This is a genomic window from Streptomyces cyanogenus (assembly GCF_017526105.1).
Lineage (GTDB): Bacteria > Actinomycetota > Actinomycetes > Streptomycetales > Streptomycetaceae > Streptomyces > Streptomyces cyanogenus.
Genome location: NZ_CP071839.1, coordinates 7,416,098 through 7,436,819, shown reverse-complemented (window position 1 = coordinate 7,436,819; position 20,722 = coordinate 7,416,098). Strand labels below are relative to the sequence as shown.

Here is a 20,722-nt window from a genome sequence, read left to right as displayed (position 1 = left end):
CGGGCCCCCTCTCGGTCCGTGCCTTGCCTCAACTCACTTGGTCTGCGGGGCTCGTCCGCTCGGCGAGCTTCATGGCCTCCTCGATGAGGGTCTCCACGATCTTCGACTCGGGGACGGTCTTGACGACCTCGCCCTTGACGAAGATCTGCCCCTTGCCGTTGCCCGAGGCAACCCCGAGGTCGGCCTCCCGGGCCTCCCCCGGACCGTTGACCACGCACCCCATCACCGCGACCCTGAGCGGCACTTCCATGCCGTCCAGACCAGCGGTGACCTCCTCGGCGAGCTTGTACACGTCCACCTGGGCCCGGCCGCAGGACGGGCAGGAGACGATCTCCAGCCGCCGCTGCCTGAGCCCCAGCGCCTCCAGGATCTGGATGCCGACTTTGACCTCCTCGGCGGGCGGTGCGCTCAGGGAGACCCGGATGGTGTCCCCGATGCCGCGCGAGAGCAACGCCCCGAAGGCGACGGCCGACTTGATCGTGCCCTGGAACGCCGGGCCGGCCTCGGTGACCCCCAGGTGCAGGGGGTAGTCGCACTGCTCGGCGAGCTGGCGGTAGGCCTCGATCATGACGACGGGGTCGTTGTGCTTGACCGAGATCTTGATGTCGTGGAAGTCGTGCTCCTCGAAGAGGGACGCCTCCCAGAGGGCCGATTCGACGAGGGCCTCGGGGGTCGCCTTGCCGTACTTCTGGAGCAGGCGCCGGTCCAGGGAGCCGGCGTTGACGCCGATCCGGACCGGCGTGCCGTGGTCCCTGGCGGCCCGCGCGATCTCCTCCACCTGGTCGTCGAACTTCTTGATGTTGCCGGGGTTCACACGGACCGCGGCGCAGCCGGCCTCGATGGCCGCGAACACGTACTTGGGCTGGAAGTGGATGTCCGCGATCACCGGGATCTGCGACTTGCGGGCGATGGTCGCGAGGGCGTCCGCGTCGTCCTGCGTGGGGCAGGCGACGCGGACGATCTGGCAGCCGGACGCGGTGAGTTCCGCGATCTGCTGGAGGGTGGCGCCGATGTCGGACGTACGGGTCGTCGTCATCGACTGCACCGACACCGGGGCTCCGCCCCCGACCGCCACCGGCCCGACCTGGACCTGCCGCGACAGGCGCCGCGGCGCGACCGGACGGCCCGGTACCTCGGGAACGCCCAAGGGGACGGCGGTCATCGCCTCACTCCCGGTTTCCGGAGACGGTCTCGCGCATCGCCCGCAGCGACTCCTTCAGGGAGCCCATGGTGGCCAGGACGGCGGTGGGCTCGTAGCCGCAGTGCGCCATGCAGTTGGCGCAGCGCGGGTCCTTGCCGCGGCCGTACTTGTCCCAGTCGGTCTTCTCGATGAGTTCGCGGTACGTCGGCACGTACCCGTCGCTCATCAGGTAGCAGGGGCGCTGCCAGCCGAAGAGCGAGTAGTTCGGGATCGCCCACGCGGTGCACGGGAAGTCGACCTTGCCCTCCAGGAAGTCCAGGAAGAGCGGGGAGTGGTTGAGCCGCCACTTCCTGCGGTTGCCGCCCGCGAAGGCCTTCTTGAACAGTTCGCGGGTCTGCTCGACGCCGAGGAAGTGCTCCTGGTCGGGGGCCTTCTCGTAGGCGTAGGCGGGCGAGATCATCATCTCGTCGACCTTGAGGTCGTCGTTGAGGAAGTTGAGCACCTCGATGATGGTCTGCGGGGTGTCGGTGTTGAAGAAGGTGGAGTTGGTGGTCACCCGGAAGCCGCGCCGCTTGGCCTCCTTGATGGCCTCCACCGCCTCGTCGAACACGCCTTCCTTCGCAACGGACTCGTCGTGCCGTTCACGCAGGCCGTCGATGTGCACGGCGAAGGCGAAGTAGGGCGAGGGGGTGAACTGGTCCATCTTCTTGCGCAGCAGCATCGCGTTGGTGCACAGGAAGACGTACTTCCGCTTCGCCACCAACTGCCGCACGATCTCGTCGATCTGAGGGTGCATCAGCGGCTCGCCGCCGGCGATGGAGACCATCGGCGCACCGGACTCCAGCACCGCACCCACCGCCTGGGCGACCGGCATGCGCTGCTTGAGCACACCGGCCGGGTGCTGGATCTTGCCGCAGCCCTCGCACTTCAGATTGCAGGCGAACAGCGGTTCCAGCTCGACAATGAGCGGAAACTTGTCCCGCCTGCGGAGCTTCTGTTCAGCCAGGTACGTAGCGACCTTGATGGACTGACGCAACGGCATGGCCATCTGGCTCACCTCCGGGGGAGCAGCAAAGAACGGTGCCATTCGAAAAAAGCAGGAAGGATGGAACGAAGAACGCGGAAGGCGGATATTCCACCGCGTACCGTGCCGATCCGGACGAGTTCGTGTTCGGGAGCGTCCACGACCACCCGGACGGCCGCGACCGGGCGTTCGCCCGTGCGGACGGCGGCCAGCAGCGTGGCCGCCGACTCCATGTCGACCGCGATCGCGCCGGTGGCGAGCAGATCGGACCGCTCGGGTCCCCGGACGACGTGGTCGGAGCCGGTGAGCGGGCCGGTGTGGACCGTGCGTCCGGGCAGCAGGCGCACGAGTTCCTTGACCAGCAGTTCGGTGCCCACGCACGGGACGGTCCCGCGCGGGTCCCGGGTCTCCTCGGCGACGACCAGGTCGCCGGGGTGCATACCGGGGGCGAGTCCGGCACAGAAGCCGGTGGCCAGCACGGCCGTGTCGGCCGCCGCCTGGCCGGCCAGGTGCCGGGTGACGGAGCGTTCCGCCGCACGGGGGCCCATGCCCGTGCGGACGAAGGTCACCGGCCCGCCGGCACCGCTGTGGTCGCCGGTGCGCAGGGCGAGGTGCTCGATGCCGAGCGCGCAGGCGATCAGCAGCGGTGCCGGGGCGGGCTGGTTGTTCACCTCAGCTCACCTTGGCCCCGGACAGCGGCTTCCTGGTGAGCAGGTCGCGCTCGAAGGGATCGCCGTGCAGGTACCGGCCGAGCGCGGTGAGCGGGAACACCTGGCGGTACAGGTGGTAGTTGATGGAGAAGTCCCAGGGGAAGCCGGTGCCGGTGAAGTACGGCTCGTCCCAGGTGCCGTCCTCCCGCTGGGTCCCGGCCAGCCACTGGACGCCGCGCTCGACGGCCTTGGACTCCCTCTCCCCCGCCGCGAGCAGCGCCATCAGCGCCCACGCGGTCTGCGAGGCGGTGGAGGCGCCCCGGCCGCTCCACTCCTTGGCGTACTTGTAGGAGCGCAGGTCCTCGCCCCAGCCGCCGTCGTCGTTCTGGACGCTCTCCAGCCAGGCAACGGCCCGCCGGATCGCCGGATGCGTGCCGGGCAGACCGGCTGCCGTGAGGGCGGGCACCACGGACCCGGTGCCGTAGACGTAGTTGACGCCCCAGCGGCCGAACCACGAACCGTCGGGCTCCTGCTCGGCGAGCAGCCAGTCGATGCCACGCCGGGTGCGCGGGTCCTGGGCCAGGCCCTCGGCGGCGAGCATCTCCACGACGTGCGCGGTGACGTCGGCCGACGGCGGGTCGATGACCTCGCCGAAGTCGCAGAACGGCAGCCGGTTGGGGAACGGGCTGGTGTTGTCCACGTCGAAGGCGCCCCAGGCGCCGTTCTTCGACTGCATGCCGAGGTTCCAGCGCACCGCCCGCCCGATGGCCCTGTCCACGCGCTCCGGGTCGTGGTGCCGGACCCGGCGCAGCGCGAGGGCGACCTCGGCGGTGTCGTCGATGTCCGGGTAGTTGTCGTTGTGGAACTCGAACGCCCAGCCGCCCGGCGGGAGGTGCGGGCGGCGTACGGCCCAGTCACCGGGCCGGACGATCTCCTCGCCGAGCATCCAGTCGGCCGCCTTGACCAGTTGCGGATGGTCGACGGGAAGCCCGGCGTCGACGAGGGCGATGGTGGCCAGGCAGGTGTCCCAGACCGGGGACTGGCAGGCCTCGATCATCCGGGCGCCGTCCTCGCGCCAGACGGCGAAACGGTCGAGCGAGGCGAGGCCCTCGCGCAGCACCGGGTGCTCGAGGTCGTAGCCGAGCAGGTGCAGGGCGATGACCGAGTACACGGCCGGGGGCTGGATGCCGCCCCAGCAGCCGTCGTTCTCCTGCCGTTCGATGATCCAGCGGGCCGCCGAGTTCATCGCGGCCCTGCGGAGCCTGCGCACGGCGAACCTGCGGTAGCCGCGGACCACCTTGTCGAGCCGCTGGAAGAGGCCGTCCCAGCTGGCCACGGGGGCGAGCGGCTGCGGCGGGTTCGGGTTGGCCGGGTCGGTGTGCAGCTCGTCCAGGGCGAAGGGGGCCGGGCGCACCGGGCGCTTGGCGGAGACGATGGTGAGCGGGACGATGGTCTGCCGTGCCCAGCACCCGAAGTTGTAGATGTTCAGCGGGAACCAGGTGGGGAAGTAGATCAGCTCCGGGGGGAGTTCGGGCAGGTCCTCCCACTTCCACCAGCCGAACAGGGCGAGCCAGATCCGGGTGAAGACCCGGGCGGCCGCGATGCCCCCGCGCTCGCGGATCCAGGCGGAGGCCTTCGCCATGTGCGGGTCGTCGGGCGCGTCGCCGGCCAGGCGCAGGGCGACGTACGCCTCGACGGTGGTGGACAGTTCGCCGGGTCCGCCGTAGAAGGTGGCCCAGGTGCCGTCCTCGCGCTGCTCGCCGCGGATGAACTTCGCGGCGGCCTGCGCGGTGTCCTCCTCCAGGATGCCCAGGAACTGACGGAGCAGCAGGTCCTCGGCGTCCATGGTGACGTTGGTCTCCAGGTCGCCCTTCCACCAGCCCTGGGCGTCCTGCCTGGCGAGCAGGTAGTCGGTGGCGCGCCGGGCGGCGCGTGCGGCGGCTTCTTGTACCCCGGCCGTCTCGGGGGTGATGAGTGTGGTGTCGCTGGCCGCGGCAGCGCGGGACGGCAAGGTCGCCCCGGTGCTTCCGTCGGTCGTCGCTGTCATGGCTTCCCCTTCGTGCAGTCGTGCGAGTCGTGCTGCTGTGGGTCCGCCGTCGGCCGGTGTCCTGAACCCTTCGGGCACCGGCCGGCGACTACGCGAGGCTTATCAAGCCAATCGTGATCATCGCTTTCGTACGACGACGAAGTCGGCGAGCGCCGTGAAGGAGTCCCGCACCCGGTCGGGCATGTCGACGGCGTCGAGGGCTTCGATGGCGACGGTGTGCTGACGGCGCGCTTCCCCGGCCGTCCACTCGCGGCCGCCGGCCTCCTCGATGAGCGCGGCGCGGGCCGCGAACTCCTCCTCGGAGAAGTTCTGGAAGTCGCTGCTCTTGGCGTCGGCGGCGAGGATCTCGCCGAGCTGCTCGGAGGCGGGGCCGCCGGCCGCGAGCGCCGCCACCACCGGCAGGGACTTCTTGCGCTGGCGCAGGTCGCTCCAGGTCTGCTTGCCGGTGGCCTCCGGGTCGCCCCAGATGCCGAGCAGGTCGTCCACGGCCTGGAAGGCGAGGCCGAGGTGGTAGCCGTACCGTTCCAGCGCGTCGGCGGTGGCGTCGTCCGCGCCGCCGAGGACCGCGCCGATGGAGGAGGCGCAGGCGAGCAGGGCGCCGGTCTTGTTGCCCTCCATCTCCAGGCACTCCTCGACGCTGACCCGGTCGCGGTGCTCGTAGGAGATGTCCTGGGCCTGACCGTCGATCAGGGCGCGGGTGGCGGTGGTCAGGCGGCGGGTGGCGCGGCCGGCCTCGACGGTGCCGAGCTCCAGCAGGACCTCGCCCGCGAGGGCGAACAGGGCGTCGCCGACCAGGATGGCCTGGGCGGGGCCGTGCACCTTCCAGACGGTGTCGCGGTGCCGGCGCTGCTCGTCGCCGTCCATCAGGTCGTCGTGCAGCAGCGAGAAGTTGTGCACGAGTTCGACGGCGACCGCGCCGGGGACGCCCACCTCGGGTGCGGCGCCGGTGACCTCGGCGGAGAGCACGGCGAGCGCGGGGCGGACGGCCTTGCCGCCGTCGCCGTCGGCGGGGTTGCCGGCGGCGTCGATCCAGCCGAAGTGGTAGGCGGCGACGGTGTCCATGGGGGGCGCCAGGCGGTCGACGGCCGCGCGCAGCACCGGTGTGGCCAGGGTCCGGCCGCGCTCCAGCAGCGCGGTGACGTCCACCGCGGCCCGTGGAGCGGGCGTCGAGGCCGGGGGCACAGTGGGCACAGTCTCTCCTCTTGTTGCGGTGCCGGGGGTGCGGGGGCGTGCCGCCTGCTGATCGGACATCAGGCCGCCTCCTCGAACTCGAAGAGGTGACGGGGGCGGGGCCGGCCCAGGGCGCTGAGGGCGGCGTCGGCCGCGCTCACTCCGCTGCGGACCGCACTCTCCATGGTCGCGGGCCACCCGGTGGCGGTCCACGCTCCGGCCAGGTACAGGCCGGGGGCCTTGGTGCGGGCGCCGGGCCGCAGCCGCCCGACGCCGGGGGCGGGGGCGAACGTGGCCGTGCGCTCCCGGGTCACGAAGAAATCCAGTACGGCGGCAGCGCGCGTACCCGGGATGAGCCGTTCCAGCTCGGGCAGGTAGCGCTCGCGCAGCTCGGCGACCGGTGTGTCGATCTCGTCCTGCGCGGCCGACTGGGACAGCGCCAGGTACTGTCCCGAGCCGAGCCCGGAGGCGTCCGTGCGGTCGAAGACCCACTGGACGGGGGTGCCGAGGGCGGCGAAGAAGGGCCGTGCGAGCACCTTGCGGTCGTAGAGCACATGGATGTTCAGGATCGGCGCGGTGCCGATCTCCAGCAGCCGCTCGGGCGCGTCCAGGGCGCCGGGCGGCAGCAGGTCGTGGGCCTCGCGCTGGGGCACGGCGAGGACGACCGCGTCGGTGTCGAGGTTCTCGCCGGGAACCTGAACGCTCCACGTCCCGTTCTCGTTGAAGGAGACGGAGGTGACGCGTGTACGGACCTCGGTACGCACGCCCGCGGAGTCGAGCGCCTTGCGGGCCAGCCGGTCGTGCAGTTCGCCCAGCGGGACGCGGGCCCAGCCGATGTCGGCCGCTCCCGGGTCGGACAGCAGACCGGTCTTGAACACCATCGCGGCGAGCCCCAGCGAGGCGTCGCCCGCGACCGCGTTGAGGGTGGCGACGCCGACCAGGTCCCACAGGGCCTCGACGGCGCGTGCCGACTGGCCGTGCGCGGCCAGCCAGCTGCCGAAGTCCTGGGTGTCCAGGGCCGGATCGGCGAGGTCGAGCCCCTTCAGCGCGAGCGCGGCACGCCCGACGGCCGCGCGCTCGGCGAGCGAGAGGTGCGGATAGGCGGCCAGGCTGCGCCCCAGGTGGAGGGGCACGGGCAGCGGGTCGCGCCGCAGCCTGCCGAGCCGCCGCCCCTCGGGCTTGGCGACGTCGACGACGGGCACGTCCAGGTGGTCCTGCAGCGGTGCCAGCGCCGCACCCTCGATCCGGTCGAGGAACCAGCGGTATGCGGTGCAGCAGCGCAGGTACACGTGCTGGCCGTTGTCGACGGTCAGTTCGCCGCGCTGGAAGGAGAAGGCGAGGCCGCCCAGCCTGGGCCTGCCTTCGAGCAGGGTGACCCGGACGCCTGCGTCGGCGAGGGCGAGCGCCGCGGTGATCCCGGCGAGGCCGCCGCCGACCACGACCGCGCTGCGGCCTGCCGTGCGCGGGGTGCCGGCCCGCGCCGGTGCGGGGGATGACCCGTCGCTCATCGTGCGTCCTTCCGTGCGAGCGCTGCGCGGGCGGCACCGTGATGGGCCGTCGGTCGTCTGCCGGCCCGTCGTGGCTGGTCGTCCCCACGCGGCGGGAGCCGCATGCCGGATACCGCCCCGCGCCCCTTCGGGGCGCTCCGGACCTGCTCGGCGTAGAGAGTGAAGGGTGCACGCTCCGCCGTCGCAGTCAGGGACGCCACGCCGCAGGGGAGGGTTGCCTGTCGCATGCCGTCCGGTCCGGCCGGCTCTGGTGCGGTGCGCTGCATCAGGCGCGCCTCCGGACGGAACGCCGGGAGACGTGGCGGGTCACGTGCCGGGTGTCGAGCCCGGACAGGCCGCGCACGGCGACGTAGGCCTTCTCGTGGCCGGGCAGCGAGACCCGGCCGCGGAGCACGGCCTCGGGGTCGCGCTCGATGCGGTCCAGCAGCCGGCGGTAGATGCCGGCCATCGCGGCCACGCAGGCGCCGCTGCGCCGGTCGAGCATGGGCAGCAGCCGGTAGCCCTCGGCGAACAGGGCGCGGGCGCGGCGCACTTCGAAGTGGACGAGGCCGGCGAAGTCGGAGCCCTCCGGCGGGGTCGGCCCGTCGAACCCGGCCGAGCAGCCGAACTTGGCGAGGTCGTCGGCGGGCAGGTAGGTACGGCCGCCCGCCGCGTCCTCGCGGACGTCGCGCAGGATGTTGGTGAGCTGCAGGGCGAGGCCCAGGGTGTCGGCGTACTCGGCCGCGCGCTCGGCGCCGCGGGCGCCCGGTTCGGTGCCGAAGACGCCGAGCGAGAGGCGTCCGATGGCACCGGCGACACACCGGCAGTACACCTTCAGGTCGTCCCAGGTCTCGTAGGTCTCCCCGCGCACGTCCATCTGGACGCCGTCGATCAGCTCGTCGAGGCCGCCGAGCGGGATCGGGAAGGCGTCCGCGGCGTGGCTGAGGGCGACGGCCACCGGGTCGGTGTCGTCCTCCTCCACCTCGCCCTCGCGGATCCGGGCGAGCAGCGCCCGGGTGTCCTCCAGGCGCGCCAGCTTCACCTCGCCGGCCAGGTCGCCGTCGCCGATGTCGTCCACGCGCCGGGAGAACGCGTACAGCGCCGACATGGCGCGGCGCTTGGCCGTCGGCAGCAGCCGGATGCCGTACGCGAAGTTGCGGGCCTGCTGCCCGGTCACGGCCTCGCAGTAGCTGTAGGCGGCGAGTACCGGCGCGGACACGTGCGGCGGAGACTCCACGGTCCGGATCACCCCTCTCCTCGCAGGATCGCGCCCGCCTCGCGCAGCAACCGGACCTTGCCGGGTCTGGGCGGGCCGGGAAGTACGTCGTATTCGGCGGCGGCGATCGCCCGGATCGCCGCCCTTCCCCCCGCCACGAACCCCGCGAGCAGCAGCTTCAGCCTTCCGTGGACGCTACCCACCAGGGGGGCGCCTTCATCCAGCAGATCGCGGGCACGTTGCGCCTCGTATGCAACCAGGGCGCGCACCGATGCGCTCGCGGTTTTCGCGGCGAGGTCCGCTTCCTGGACGTGGAAGCGCTTCATGTCCTCGGCGGGGAGGTAGATCCGGTCGCGGCCGAGGTCCTCGGCGACGTCCTGGAGGTGCTCCACGATCTGCAGCGCCGTGCAGATCGCGTCGGACAGCCGGATCCGCTCGGGGGTCGAGGTGCCGGTGACGGCGAGGACGAGGCGGCCGACGGGGTTGGCGGACAGTTCGCAGTAGGCGAGGAGGTCGTCGTAGGTCTCGTAGCGGGTGACGAGCTGGTCCTGGCGGTTGGCGGCGACCAGCCCGAGGAACGGCTCGGGGGTGAGGGCGCGGCGGCGGACGGTGTGCTGCAGGCGGCGCAGCAGCGGGTGGCGCGGGGTGCCGCCGAAGACGCGGCGCAGGTCGGTCTCGAAGGCGTCGAGGAGGGCCGGCCGGTCCGCGGCAGCGGCGGGCGACAGGCCGAGCAGCCGGGCGTCGGCGCCGCCGGGGGCGAGGTCGCCGTCGCCGATGTCGTCCACGAGGCGGGCGAAGCCGTAGACGGCCATGAGGTCCTCGCGCCAGGCCCTGGGCAGGAAGAAGGGAGCCACGGGGAAGTTCTCGCCCGCGGCCTTGTCCAGAGTGGCGCGTTCCAGGTCTGGCGCCGTGCCGGTGGCCGTCATCGGGCGCTGCCCGGGGCTGGGACGGCACATGCTGCGCTGAGCAGGGGAGTTTCCGTAGCCATTGCCGTCACATCTCCCGTTCTACACTGCCGACCCAATACACACTATTTCGGACACGCCGCCCCGCACCGCGCGGGGTCGTCCCGCCGCAGGGTGTCGCGCATTATCGCCCCACTTGCCGGTTTCCGGCACCGGTACAGCTTACGTTGTACAACGCGGCACGGACCGTCGGGGTGTCCTGCACATCACAACAACACACCGATTGGCTCCAAGATTCCTTACGCCAGGCCGAGTTGACGCTTCCTTTGCAGACGCAGGGCCCCGCCGGAGAAGTCCCGGCGGGGCCCTGGCCGAAACGCGTCACTTGCCCGTGAACTTCTCGTACTCCTTCAGGACCTCGTCGGTGGGTCCGTCCATGCGCAGTTCACCGCGTTCCAGCCACAGCACGCGGTTGCAGGTGTCGCGGATGGACTTGTTGTTGTGGCTGACCAGGAAAACCGTTCCGGCCTCCTTGCGCAGTTCCCGGATGCGCTCCTCGGAGCGCTTCTGGAACTTGCGGTCGCCGGTGGCCAGCGCCTCGTCGATCATGAGGACGTCGTGGTCCTTGGCGGCGGCGATGGAGAAGCGCAGGCGCGCCGCCATGCCGGAGGAGTACGTGCGCATCGGCAGGGTGATGAAGTCGCCCTTCTCGTTGATCCCCGAGAAGTCGACGATGTCCTGGTAGCGCTCCTTGATCTGCTCGCGCGACATGCCCATGGCGAGACCGCCCAGGATGATGTTCCGCTCGCCCGTGAGGTCGTTCATCAGGGCCGCGTTGACACCCAGCAGGGAGGGCTGGCCGTCGGTGTAGACCTTGCCCTTCTCCGCGGGCAGCAGGCCGGCGATGGCGCGCAGCAGCGTGGACTTGCCGGAGCCGTTGGAGCCGATCAGACCGATGGCCTCGCCGCGGTAGGCGACGAAGGACACACCGCGCACGGCGTGCACCTTGCGCACCCCGCGCGCCGCGTCGTCCGAGCCCCGCCTGAGGATCCGGCTCAGGGCCGCCGTCGCGCTGCCCTTGCCGGTCTTGGCGCCGTTGACCCGGTAGACGATGTGCAGGTCGTCCGCGATGACGGTGGGGCGACGCTCCTGCGCGTCCTGCCCGGCGTTCTGCTCAGCCACGGCCGTACCTCTCCTCCGCCTTCCAGAAGTACACGAACCCGCCCACGGCGAAGAGCACGGCCCAGCCGCCGGCCGCGGCCCAGACGTGGGCGGGCAGGTTCTCGGCACCGTAGCCGTCGATCAGGGCGAAGCGCATCAGGTCCATGTAGATGGCCGCCGGGTTCCACTGCAGCACCGTCGCGATCCACTGCGGCTTGTCCTGCAGCATGACCGGGATGGAGAACATCACGCCGGACGCGTACATCCAGGTGCGCAGGACGAACGGCATCAGCTGCGCGAGGTCCGGCGTCTTGGCACCCATGCGGGCCACGATCAGCGCGAGGCCGGTGTTGAACAGGAACTGCAGCACCAGCACCGGCACGATCAGCAGCCAGGACGGGCTGGGGTAGCTGCCGAAGCCGATCGCCACGACGAACAGCACGATCATCGAGAACAGCAGCTGCTGGAGCTGCTGGAGCGAGAAGGAGACGGGCAGCGCGGCGCGCGGGAAGTGCAGGGCGCGCACCAGGCCGAGGTTGCCGGAGATCGCGCGGACGCCGGACATCACCGAGCTCTGGGTGAAGGTGAACACGAAGACGCCGGTCACCAGGAACGGGATGTACACGTCCCGGGACATGCCGCGGCTCGCGTGCAGGATCAGCCCGAAGATGAAGAAGTACACGGCCGCGTTCAGCAGCGGCGTGGCCACCTGCCAGAGCTGGCCGAGCTTGGCCTGGCTGTACTGCGCGGTCAGCTTCGCCTGGGAGAAGGCGAGGACGAAGTGGCGGCGGCCCCAGAGCTGACGGACGTACTCCACGAGCGAGGGCCGGGCGCCGCTCACGGAGAGCCCGTACTTTTCGGCGAGCTCGGCCGCCGTCAGTCCCTCGTCGGGCGACGGGGCCGCGGTCACCGTGACCGTGCCGTCGTGCGTGGTCTCACTCACAGGTGTGGAAACTTTCGTCTTCGGGTTCGCGTTCGTCCTGCCGTGCGCACGGGCGCGCCGGCGCACAGGGACGAGCTTGTCAGATGACCGGGGGACGGCCCAGTCGGGTGAGTCGCCACACCGTACGCCAGCGCATCGGGCGGCGCGGGCCGCAGGGCGTGGTCCAGCCTTCCCGGAAGCCGCCGAACCATGCCTTCAGGGCCGGCCCCGAGGGGCGGCGGAGCAGCGTGAGCAGCAGCCAGACCCCCAGGTAGACCGGGACCAGGAGGGCGGGCAGGTTGCGGCGGGCGAGCCAGACGCGGTTGCGGGCGACCATGCGGTGGTAGACCGCGTGCCGCGAGGGCGCGGTCGTCGGGTGGTACAGCACCATGTCGGACCGGTAGTCGATCATCCAGCCGGCGTCGAGGGCGCGCCAGGCCAGGTCGGTCTCCTCGTGCGCGTAGAAGAACTCGTCCGGGAGCCCGCCGACCTCGGCGAAGACGCGGGTGCGGACGGCGTTGGCGCCGCCGAGGAAGGTGGTGACCCGGGAGGAGCGCATCGGGTCGGAGGCGCGCAGCCTCGGTACGTGCCGGCGCTGCGTCTCGCCGGTGTCGGGGTCGGCGATGCGGAAGCTGATGATGCCGAGCTCCGGGTCGGCCGCGAAGGCCTCCCGGCACAGCTCGGCGGTGTCGTGCCGGGCGAGCAGGCCGTCGTCGTCGAGGAAGAGCAATATGTCGACGTTGCGGCCGCCGGGCCCGAAGGCCTCTATGCCGACGTTGCGGCCGCCGGGGATGCCGAGGTTCTCGGGCAGCTCCACCGTCCGTACGCCCTCGGGGACGTCCGGGACGGGCGAGCCGTTGCCGACGACGACCACCTCCACCGGGTCGCCGTCCTGCTTGGCGACGGAGTCCAGCAGGGCCCGCAGCTCCTCGGGCCGGTTTCCCATGGTGATGATGACGGCGCCGACCTTCATGGGCGCGCTCACTTCAGCCTGCTGGAGGCGAGGATGGACACCAGGTGCAGCAGGGTCTGCAGCATCGCGATGCCGGCGAGGACGGCCGTGCCGAGGCGGGTGAAGAACAGGTCGCCGCGGGCCTGGTCCACGATCGCGAGGACCAGGATGAGCAGCGAGGCCTCGATGCCGAGGATCAGCCGGTGGAACTTGAGCGCCGAGGCGGCCCGCCGGGCCAGCGCCATGCCGGAGGAACGCAGCTCGGAGGCGGCCTCCTGCACCGGCGGCCTGCCGGTCTGGTGGCGGGCGACGCCGACCAGGTCGGTCTCGGCCTTGATCAGGATGGCGCCGAGCGCGGCGAGGGTGCCCAGGAAGGCCCACAGCCAGTCGATACGGCCGGTGCCCCACAGGTCGGCGGCGCGCAGGCCGAGGCCGACGAGGACGGCCGCGTCGGTGAGGTAGGCGCCGACGCGGTCCAGGTAGACCCCGCCGAGCGAGTACTGCTTCTTCCAGCGGGCGATCTCGCCGTCGACGCAGTCCAGCAGCAGGTACAGCTGGGTGGCGACCACACCGAGCACGGCGCCCGCGATCCCCGGCACCAGCAGGGCCGGGGCCGCGAGCACCCCGCAGACGGTCATCAGGTACGTGAGCTGGTTGGGCGTGACCCTGGTGTTCACCAGGTAGCGGTCGACGCGCAGGGACACCTCGCGCATGTAGAGGCGTCCCGCCCAGTGCTCACCGCTGCGCCGGTCCTTCACCCCCGCGGGGTGGACGACCGGACGGAGTTCAGCTACCGATGGCCTTGACATAGTCGGCGTAGATGTCCTTGATCTGGTTCGTCTTGAGGTCGAGGTGTTCGATGATCGTGTAGCGGCCGGGCCGGGTCTCGGGGGCGAACTCCACCGCGCGGACGAACTCGTCCACCGTGAAGCCGATCTCCTCCGGCAGCACCGGAAGCCCGTGCCGGCGCAGCACCTCTGCCATGTACGCCGACTCCTCGTGGGCGCCGCGCAGGTACATCGCGAAGGCGGCACCGAGGCCGCACTGCTCGCCGTGGGCGGCGGCGCGCTTGGGGTAGAGCAGGTCGAAGGCGTGGTTGATCTCGTGGCAGGCGCCGGAGGACGGGCGGGAGTCGCCCGACACGGACATGGCGATGCCGGTGAGGACCAGCGCCTCGGCGAGCACCTGGAGGAAGCCGTCGTCGCCGACTCCGCCGGGGTGCCGGAGCACCGCCTCGCCGGCCTGGCGGGCCATGGCGGCGGCCAGACCGTCGATCTTCTCTCCGTTGACCCGGCTCGCCAGCTCCCAGTCCGCGACCGCGGAGATGTTGGAGATGGCGTCGCCGATGCCGGAGCGGACGAACCGGACGGGCGCCTCGCGGATCACGTCGAGGTCGATGATGACCGCGATCGGGTTGGGCACCCCGTACGAGCCGCGGCCCGCGTCGTTGTCCAGGGTCGCGACCGGGGAGCACAGGCCGTCGTGGGCGAGGTTGGTGGCGACCGCGACCAGCGGCAGGCCGACCCGGGCCGCCGCGAACTTGGCGCAGTCGATGATCTTCCCGCCGCCGAGGCCGACGACCGCGTCGTAGTGGCCGGCCTTTATGTCGCTCGCCAGCCGCACCGCGTCGTCGATGGTGCCGCCGCCGACCTCGTACCAGCTGGCGCCGGGCAGAGAGGGGGCGATCCGTTCGCGCAGCCGGGCACCGGAACCGCCGCTGACGGCGATGGCCAGCCGGCCCGACTGCGAGATGCGCTCGTCGGCGAGGACACTGCCGAGGTCGTCGAGGGCACCCGGGCGGATGTCCACCACGACCGGCGAGGGAATGAGCCGGGTCAGTACTGGCACGCGATCTCCCGTCCGCGGGCGAGATCGTCGTGGTTGTCGATCTCGACCCACTTGACGTCGCCGATCGGCGCCACGTCGATGCGGAAGCCCCGGTTGACGAGTTCCTGGTAGCCGTGCTCGTAGAACTGCTGCGGGTCGGTCTCCCAGACCGTCTTCAGCGCGTCGGCCAGCTCCGGCGCGGCGTCGCCCTCGATCAGGGTGACGCCGATGTACTCGCCGGTGGCCTCGGCCGGGTCCATCAGCTTGGTGATCCTCGTCATGCCCTTGTCGGGGTCGACGACGACCTTCATCTCCTCGTCGGCCAGGTTCTTCACCGTGTCCAGGGCGAGGATGATCTTCTTGCCCTCGCCGCGGGCCGCGAGCAGCGTCTTCTCGACGGAGACCGGGTGCACGGTGTCGCCGTTGGCGAGGATCACGCCGTCCTTGAGGGCGTCACGGCCGCACCACAGGGAGTAGGCGTTGTTCCACTCCTCGGCCTTGTCGTTGTCGATGAGGGTGAGCTTGAGGCCGTACTTGGCCTCCAGGGCCGCCTTGCGCTCGTAGACGGCCTCCTTGCGGTAGCCGACGATGATCGCGACCTCGGTCAGCCCGATCTCGGCGAAGTTGCCGAGCGTCAGGTCCAGCACCGTGATCGAGTCCTCTATGCCCGCGGGCCCCACCGGCACCAGCGCCTTCGGCAGGCTGTCGGTGTAGGGGCGCAGACGCCGTCCGGCGCCGGCCGCGAGCACGAGGCCGATCATGCGGTTTCTCCTTCGTCGTGTACGGCGGGCGCCCCAGCGGACACCCAGAAGCGGATGCTCTCGACGAGCACCACCAGGGCGACGGCCACGGCGAGGACCGTGAGCGCGGCCTTGAACTGCGCAGCGGTGAGCAATGCGGCCAGGGCGGTGACGAGCAGCGTCCGCCCCTCCTGACCCCCGATGGCGCGCACCAGCCAGGCCGGCGGCGCTCCGGCGTTGCCGCGGATGCGGTACACCGTGTCGTAGTGATGGTAGGCGACGGCCGCCACCAGGCCGAAAGCCGCAGGAAGGGCCCCGTTCACGTCCGCTTCGGCCGCCAGTACCAGGACGGTGCCGTATTCGGCGAACCGGAACAGCGGCGGGACGAGCCAGTCAAGGGCGCCCTTGAGGGGGCGGTACAGGGCCCGGCCGGCGGCGGTCGCGTACACCAGGGCACCGGCGACGGGTGCCCAGGTCACACCGGAGAAGAGGGACACCGCGAGGACGGCCGTGCCGGCCAGGGCCACCAGCAGCGGGGAACCGAGGCGGCCCCGGGTGGTCCGGGCCACGAACGAGGCGAGCGGGCCGTTGTCGGCGAGGTCCGCCAGTGCCCGCGCCGCCCGGTCCGTGCGCTGCGCCTTCCGCGTCACCGAGCGCAGCACCCGGCCCGCCGTGGTGTACGTCGCGGCGAAGGCGCAGCCGACGAGCAGGACGTAGAAGGTGATCCGCGGGGTGGTGGCCGCGGTGAGGACCGCGATCAGCGCCCAGCGCTCGCCGATCGGCAGCACGATCATGCGGCGCAGCCAGACCGTCCAGCCGACGCTGTCGAGCTTGTCGGAGAGTGCGGCGGTGGGGCTGGTGTTGGCGGTGGCGTCGTGGTTGGCCTCGTTGAAGGAGAAGTCCACCACGTGCCGGCAGGTCTGCAGGACCATCGCGCCGAGGGCGAGGGCCCACACGTCGTCGCCGCCGCGGGCCGCGCCGAGGGCGAGGCCGGCGTAGTAGGCGTACTCCTTGGCCCGGTCGAAGGTGGCGTCGAGCCAGGCGCCGAGGGTGGAGTACTTCAGCGCGTAGCGGGCCAGCTGGCCGTCGGTGCAGTCCAGGACGAAGGAGGCGATCAGCAGCACACCGGCCGCGACGAAACCGCCACGGGTGCCGGTCGCCGCACAGCCCGCGGCTATCAGCGCGGTGAGCAGCGAGGCCGTGGTGACCTGGTTCGGGGTCAGTCCGCGGCGGGCGCACCAGCGCGCGAGGTAGCGCGAGTACGGGCTGATGAAGAAAGTGGTGAAGAAGCCGTCGCGGGACTTCACGGCCGACTTCAGGCGTACCGCCTCGTCGTCGACGGCGGCCACGGCCTGCCGGGCCTCGTTGCGGGCCTGCGGGTCGGCCGGCACCGTGGCGACCAGGCTGCCCAGCTCGGGCCGGTGCACCGTGCCGCCGTCGGCGTCGAGCGCGGTGGCGACCCGGTCGGCGAGGCTGTCCACGGCGAGCGCCGGACCGCTGCCTGCCCCGGTGCCGCCGTCGGCGGAGGTCTCACGGGCCACGGCCCGGGTGAGCGCGGGCCGGGCGGCGGGCTGGGCCGTGACGGCGCCGGGCACGGCGGCGAGCGGGAAGCGCGGGTCGGTCAGGCCGAGGCGCAGCGCGTGCGGGTGGCCGACGAAGCGGGAGTCGACCAGGGCCACGCGCCGGTCGGCCGGCACGGCGGCGAGCAGGGACTCCGTCTCGGCGGCGTCGGCCGCCACCCGCACCTCGAAGCCGAGGGACCGCAGATCGTGCTCCAGTGACGATCCGGGGACCGGCTGACCGGTGACGATGGCGGTCGACAACCGAACTCACTCCCTGGGTGCCGGCGCTCGGGCGCCGGTGGTCTGCGTGGTGGGGCGCCCTTGCCTGCGGCACCCGGGCGGCATGTCGGCAGAGGCTATCGGATCGGCCGGAGGCCGCGTTCACCGGCCGTTCACGGCCCGGCCCACGGGGGGGCTGCCCCGGCCTTTGCCGCGATCATCATCGGGGATCGGGGGCCCGGCCCACAAACCGATGGGGCAGACCCGGGCAACCGGGACACCGGGCGGCTCGGCATAGGGTGGACGACCATGACGTGGCTGATCACCGGCGGAGCCGGATACATCGGGGCGCATGTGGCACGGGCCATGGCGGGCGCCGGGGAGAGCGTGGTGGCGCTGGACGACCTGTCGGCCGCCGTTCCCGCGCGGCTCCCGGCCGAGGTGCCGCTGGTCCAGGGCTCGACACTGGACGGGGCGCTGCTGAAGCGGGTCTTCGCGGAGTACGGCGTGACGGGCGTCGTCCATCTCGCGGCCCGCAAGCAGGTCGCGGAGTCGGTGGCGCAGCCCACCCGCTACTACCGGGAGAACGTGGGCGGCCTGGCCACCCTGCTGGACGCGATCGCCGAGGCGGGCGTCGGCCGGCTGCTGTTCTCCTCGTCGGCGGCCGTGTACGGCAACCCGGACGTGGACCTGATCACCGAGGACACCCCGTGCGCGCCGGTGAACCCGTACGGCGAGACCAAGCTGGCCGGCGAGTGGCTGGTCCGGGCGGCGGGCCGGGCGCACGGGATCTCCACGGTCTGCCTGCGTTATTTCAACGTGGCGGGCGCGGCGGCGCCGGAGCTCGCGGACACGGGCGTGTTCAACATCGTGCCGATGGTCTTCGACCGCCTCACCCGGGGCGAGGCCCCGCGCATCTTCGGTGACGACTACCCGACGCCGGACGGCACCTGTGTCCGGGACTACATCCACGTCGCCGACCTCGCGGACGCCCACCTCGCGGCGGCCCGGCGGCTGGCCGGCGGGGAGGCGACCGGCGATCTGACGCTGAACATCGGCCGGGGCGAGGGCGTCTCGGTGCGCGAGCTGATCTCGGTCGTCGGGGAGGTCACCGGGGACCGCCGGGAGCCCGTGGTGGAGGGCCGCCGTCCCGGCGACGCACCGCGTGCGGTGGCCTCGGCCGAACGGGCCGCCGAGGTGCTGGGCTGGCGGGCCCGGCGCGGGGTGCGGGAGATGGTCGAGTCGGCGTGGGCGGGCTGGCGTCTGCACCACGGCCGGTGAGCCCGGGCCGCGCTGACCTGCGGAACATTTCCGCAGGTCACGGCACATGACAACGGTGTTCAGTGCCGCGTTGCCCCATGGCCCGGCCCCGTAGTTCACTGGCCTCCGGGCAGGCACACGGAAGGCGGTAGTCATGGGGGCTGGGCACGACCACGGGCACGCGCACTCCCACGTGCCGGCCCCGGGCACGGCCACGGCCGCGTACCGGGGCCGGCTGCGGGTCGCGCTCGGCATCACCCTGACGGTCATGGTGGTCGAGATCGCCGGCGGCCTGATCGCGGACTCGCTCGCGCTGATCGCGGACGCGGCCCACATGGCGACCGACGCGGTGGGCCTCGGCATGGCGCTGGTCGCCGTGCACTTCGCGAACCGCCCGCCGAGCACCAACCGCACCTTCGGCTACGCCCGCGCGGAGATCCTCGCGGCCCTGGCCAACTGCCTGCTGCTGCTCGTGGTCGGCGGATACGTCCTGTACGAGGCGGTCCAGCGGTTCGTGGAGCCCGCGGCGACCCGGGGCGGCCTGATGGTCGTGTTCGGCCTCGTCGGCCTGGTCGCGAACTCCGTCTCGCTGGTCCTGCTGATGCGCGGCCAGAAGGAGAGCCTGAACGTGCGCGGCGCCTTCCTGGAGGTGGCCGCGGACGCGCTGGGCTCGGTGGCGGTGCTGATCTCGGCGGCCGTGATCCTGACCACCGGCTGGCAGCCGGCGGACCCGGTCGCCTCGCTGGTCATCGGGCTGATGATCGTGCCCCGGACGCTGAAGCTGCTGCGCGAGACGCTCGACGTACTGCTGGAGGCGGCCCCGAAGGGCGTCGACATGGCGGAGGTCCGTGCGCACATCCTGGCGCTGGACGGTGTGGAGGACGTCCACGACCTGCACGCCTGGACGATCACCTCGGGCATGCCGGTGCTGTCGGCGCACGTGGTGGTCGGCTCCGAGGCGCTGAACGCCATCGGGCACGAGAAGATGCTGCACGAGTTGCAGGGCTGCCTGGGCGACCACTTCGACGTGGAGCACTGCACCTTCCAGCTGGAGCCGGGCGGCCACGCGGAGCACGAAGCGCGGCTGTGCCACTGACCGTACGCACTCCCGTTCGGCGCACCCCAGGACGGTTCCCGGCGCCGGCCGCCGGGCACGATGATCCACCGGGTCCGACTCCCGGTGCCGCGCCGCGCGCGGACCCGTGGACGTGCCGGGAGTGCCGGATTCGTACGGCAGACTTGGGGTGCGAAGACCGAGGCGAAGGATGGGTATGCCGATCACACCTGCCACCGCGACGCACAGCTCGTCGAACGGCACCGCAGAGGCGATTTTGCTGGAACTGGTCGACGAGAAGGGCGTGACGATCGGTACGGCGGAGAAGCTCGCCGCCCATCAGCCGCCGGGGCAGCTGCACCGGGCGTTCTCGGTGTTCCTCTTCGACGAGCGGGGCCGGCTGCTGCTCCAGCAGCGGGCGCTCGGCAAGTACCACTCCCCCGGTGTGTGGTCCAACACCTGCTGCGGTCACCCCTACCCGGGCGAGGCGCCGTTCGCGGCGGCGGCCCGGCGCACGTACGAGGAGCTTGGCGTGTCGCCGTCGCTGCTCGCGGAGGCCGGCACGGTCCGGTACAACCACCCGGACCCCGCCTCGGGCCTGGTGGAGCAGGAGTTCAACCATCTGTTCGTCGGCCTGGTGCAGGCACCGCTCGGGCCGGACCCGGAGGAGGTCGCCCAGACCGCCTTCGTGACGGCGGCCGAGCTGGCCGAGCGGCATGCCAGGGACCCGTTCTCGGCCTGGTTCATGACCGTGCTGGACGCCGCCCGCCCGGCGGTCAGGGAACTGACCGGCCCCTCCGCCGGCTGGTAGGTCCCCTCAGGAGAGGGCCGCGGGTTTGAGCGGCAGGGCGGCCCAGATCACCTTGCCGCCGCTCGCGGTGTGCTCCACGTCGACCACCCCGCCCGCCTCCCGGGCCACCTCGCGCACCAGGAGCAGTCCCCGGCCGCCGGTCCGGCCGTGGTCGGCCTCCAGGGCGGTGGGGCGGTAGGGATGGTTGTCTTCCACGGACACCCGCACCCATTCGGCTCCGACGGCCACCTCCACGGCGAGCACCGGCGACAGCAGCGCCGCGTGCCGGACCGCGTTGGTGACCAGCTCGGAGACGATCAGCAGCAGGCCGTGCACCAGGTCGTCGGAGACCGGCACGCCCTGGCGCAGCAGCAGGTCCCGCACCGCGTGCCGGGCCTGCGGGACCGAGGCGTCCACCGCGGCCGCGGTGAACCGCCAGACACCTTCGTACGGCAGGGGATCCGGCAGCCGCTCCGCGCCGCCCCCCGCTGGGCGCGGGCCGTCCCCGCGCCCATGATCGTCCATCGTCCGGTCGCCACCCTCGCGCTCGATTGTCACCACACGTCGAGTGTTGGTAACGAGGCGCTCCGGCCCG

20 protein-coding genes are annotated in these 20,722 nt (G+C 72.0%); 3 read left to right on the top strand and 17 right to left on the bottom strand.

Translation table 11 applies throughout. The features are described from left to right. Positions 1 to 28: 28 nt before the first annotated feature. From ispG to S1361_RS33260, 16 genes are all read right to left on the bottom strand, one after another. A complete protein-coding gene (gene ispG / locus S1361_RS33330) occupies positions 29 to 1,162 on the bottom strand; it encodes a flavodoxin-dependent (E)-4-hydroxy-3-methylbut-2-enyl-diphosphate synthase (RefSeq protein WP_208035588.1) in 1,134 nt (377 codons plus the stop codon). Positions 1,163 to 1,166: 4 nt separating this feature from the next. Continuing rightward, positions 1,167 to 2,189 (bottom strand): adenosyl-hopene transferase HpnH, encoded by a 1,023-nt coding sequence (hpnH, locus tag S1361_RS33325; RefSeq protein WP_208035587.1) that lies wholly within the window; start codon positions 2,187 to 2,189, stop codon positions 1,167 to 1,169. A gap of 5 nt (positions 2,190 to 2,194) precedes the next feature. Then, complete coding sequence (locus S1361_RS33320) at positions 2,195 to 2,836, bottom strand: phosphorylase family protein (protein WP_208035586.1); 642 nt, start codon at positions 2,834 to 2,836, stop codon at positions 2,195 to 2,197. A 1-nt stretch (position 2,837) separates the two neighbouring features. Further along, on the bottom strand, positions 2,838 to 4,862 hold the full coding sequence (shc, locus tag S1361_RS33315) for a squalene--hopene cyclase (RefSeq protein ID WP_208035585.1): 2,025 nt from the start codon (positions 4,860 to 4,862) through the stop codon (positions 2,838 to 2,840). A 117-nt stretch (positions 4,863 to 4,979) separates the two neighbouring features. Next, positions 4,980 to 6,113, bottom strand: coding sequence for a polyprenyl synthetase family protein (locus S1361_RS33310; protein WP_208035584.1), 1,134 nt, complete (start codon positions 6,111 to 6,113; stop codon positions 4,980 to 4,982). Then, positions 6,113 to 7,540 (bottom strand): hydroxysqualene dehydroxylase HpnE, encoded by a 1,428-nt coding sequence (hpnE, locus tag S1361_RS33305; RefSeq protein WP_208035583.1) that lies wholly within the window; start codon positions 7,538 to 7,540, stop codon positions 6,113 to 6,115. The genes S1361_RS33310 and hpnE overlap by 1 nt, the downstream gene beginning before the upstream one ends. Then, positions 7,537 to 7,767 carry a DUF6380 family protein gene (locus tag S1361_RS40425; protein WP_425087700.1) on the bottom strand — a complete coding sequence of 77 codons (231 nt, stop codon included), beginning with the start codon at positions 7,765 to 7,767 and terminating at the stop codon, positions 7,537 to 7,539. Before S1361_RS40425 ends, hpnE begins: the two co-directional genes overlap by 4 nt. A gap of 38 nt (positions 7,768 to 7,805) precedes the next feature. Then, positions 7,806 to 8,768, bottom strand: coding sequence for a presqualene diphosphate synthase HpnD (gene hpnD, locus S1361_RS33300; RefSeq protein WP_208035582.1), 963 nt, complete (start codon positions 8,766 to 8,768; stop codon positions 7,806 to 7,808). Further along, positions 8,765 to 9,661, bottom strand: coding sequence for a squalene synthase HpnC (gene hpnC / locus S1361_RS33295; protein WP_208035581.1), 897 nt, complete (start codon positions 9,659 to 9,661; stop codon positions 8,765 to 8,767). The genes hpnD and hpnC overlap by 4 nt, the downstream gene beginning before the upstream one ends. Before the next feature lie 360 nt (positions 9,662 to 10,021). Beyond that, positions 10,022 to 10,822 carry an ABC transporter ATP-binding protein gene (locus tag S1361_RS33290; RefSeq protein ID WP_208035580.1) on the bottom strand — a complete coding sequence of 267 codons (801 nt, stop codon included), beginning with the start codon at positions 10,820 to 10,822 and terminating at the stop codon, positions 10,022 to 10,024. Then, the gene (locus S1361_RS33285) at positions 10,815 to 11,744 is read right to left on the bottom strand and encodes an ABC transporter permease (protein WP_208035579.1); all 930 of its coding nucleotides are present in this window, start codon (positions 11,742 to 11,744) and stop codon (positions 10,815 to 10,817) included. The genes S1361_RS33290 and S1361_RS33285 overlap by 8 nt, the downstream gene beginning before the upstream one ends. 79 nt (positions 11,745 to 11,823) lie before the next feature. Then, the gene (locus S1361_RS33280; RefSeq protein WP_208036878.1) at positions 11,824 to 12,696 is read right to left on the bottom strand and encodes a glycosyltransferase family 2 protein; all 873 of its coding nucleotides are present in this window, start codon (positions 12,694 to 12,696) and stop codon (positions 11,824 to 11,826) included. A gap of 8 nt (positions 12,697 to 12,704) precedes the next feature. Next, positions 12,705 to 13,484: a CDP-alcohol phosphatidyltransferase family protein gene (locus S1361_RS33275; RefSeq protein WP_208035578.1), complete on the bottom strand. Its 780-nt coding sequence runs from the start codon at positions 13,482 to 13,484 to the stop codon at positions 12,705 to 12,707. Further along, complete coding sequence (locus S1361_RS33270) at positions 13,462 to 14,523, bottom strand: iron-containing alcohol dehydrogenase family protein (RefSeq protein WP_208035577.1); 1,062 nt, start codon at positions 14,521 to 14,523, stop codon at positions 13,462 to 13,464. The genes S1361_RS33275 and S1361_RS33270 overlap by 23 nt, the downstream gene beginning before the upstream one ends. Further along, positions 14,511 to 15,263, bottom strand: coding sequence for a phosphocholine cytidylyltransferase family protein (locus S1361_RS33265; protein ID WP_208035576.1), 753 nt, complete (start codon positions 15,261 to 15,263; stop codon positions 14,511 to 14,513). Before S1361_RS33265 ends, S1361_RS33270 begins: the two co-directional genes overlap by 13 nt. Next, positions 15,260 to 17,065: a DUF5941 domain-containing protein gene (locus S1361_RS33260; RefSeq protein ID WP_208035575.1), complete on the bottom strand. Its 1,806-nt coding sequence runs from the start codon at positions 17,063 to 17,065 to the stop codon at positions 15,260 to 15,262. Before S1361_RS33260 ends, S1361_RS33265 begins: the two co-directional genes overlap by 4 nt. Before the next feature lie 267 nt (positions 17,066 to 17,332). Here S1361_RS33260 and galE point away from each other — a divergent pair, with 267 nt between their 5' ends. From galE to idi, 3 genes are all read left to right on the top strand, one after another. Continuing rightward, positions 17,333 to 18,304 carry a UDP-glucose 4-epimerase GalE gene (galE, locus tag S1361_RS33255; RefSeq protein WP_208035574.1) on the top strand — a complete coding sequence of 324 codons (972 nt, stop codon included), beginning with the start codon at positions 17,333 to 17,335 and terminating at the stop codon, positions 18,302 to 18,304. A gap of 133 nt (positions 18,305 to 18,437) precedes the next feature. Next, positions 18,438 to 19,379: a cation diffusion facilitator family transporter gene (locus S1361_RS33250; RefSeq protein WP_208035573.1), complete on the top strand. Its 942-nt coding sequence runs from the start codon at positions 18,438 to 18,440 to the stop codon at positions 19,377 to 19,379. 175 nt (positions 19,380 to 19,554) lie between these two features. Then, positions 19,555 to 20,148 carry an isopentenyl-diphosphate Delta-isomerase gene (gene idi / locus S1361_RS33245; protein ID WP_208035572.1) on the top strand — a complete coding sequence of 198 codons (594 nt, stop codon included), beginning with the start codon at positions 19,555 to 19,557 and terminating at the stop codon, positions 20,146 to 20,148. A 6-nt stretch (positions 20,149 to 20,154) separates the two neighbouring features. Here idi and S1361_RS33240 read toward each other — a convergent pair whose 3' ends face one another. Continuing rightward, positions 20,155 to 20,652 (bottom strand): ATP-binding protein, encoded by a 498-nt coding sequence (locus tag S1361_RS33240; RefSeq protein ID WP_208036877.1) that lies wholly within the window; start codon positions 20,650 to 20,652, stop codon positions 20,155 to 20,157. Positions 20,653 to 20,722: the final 70 nt, after the last annotated feature.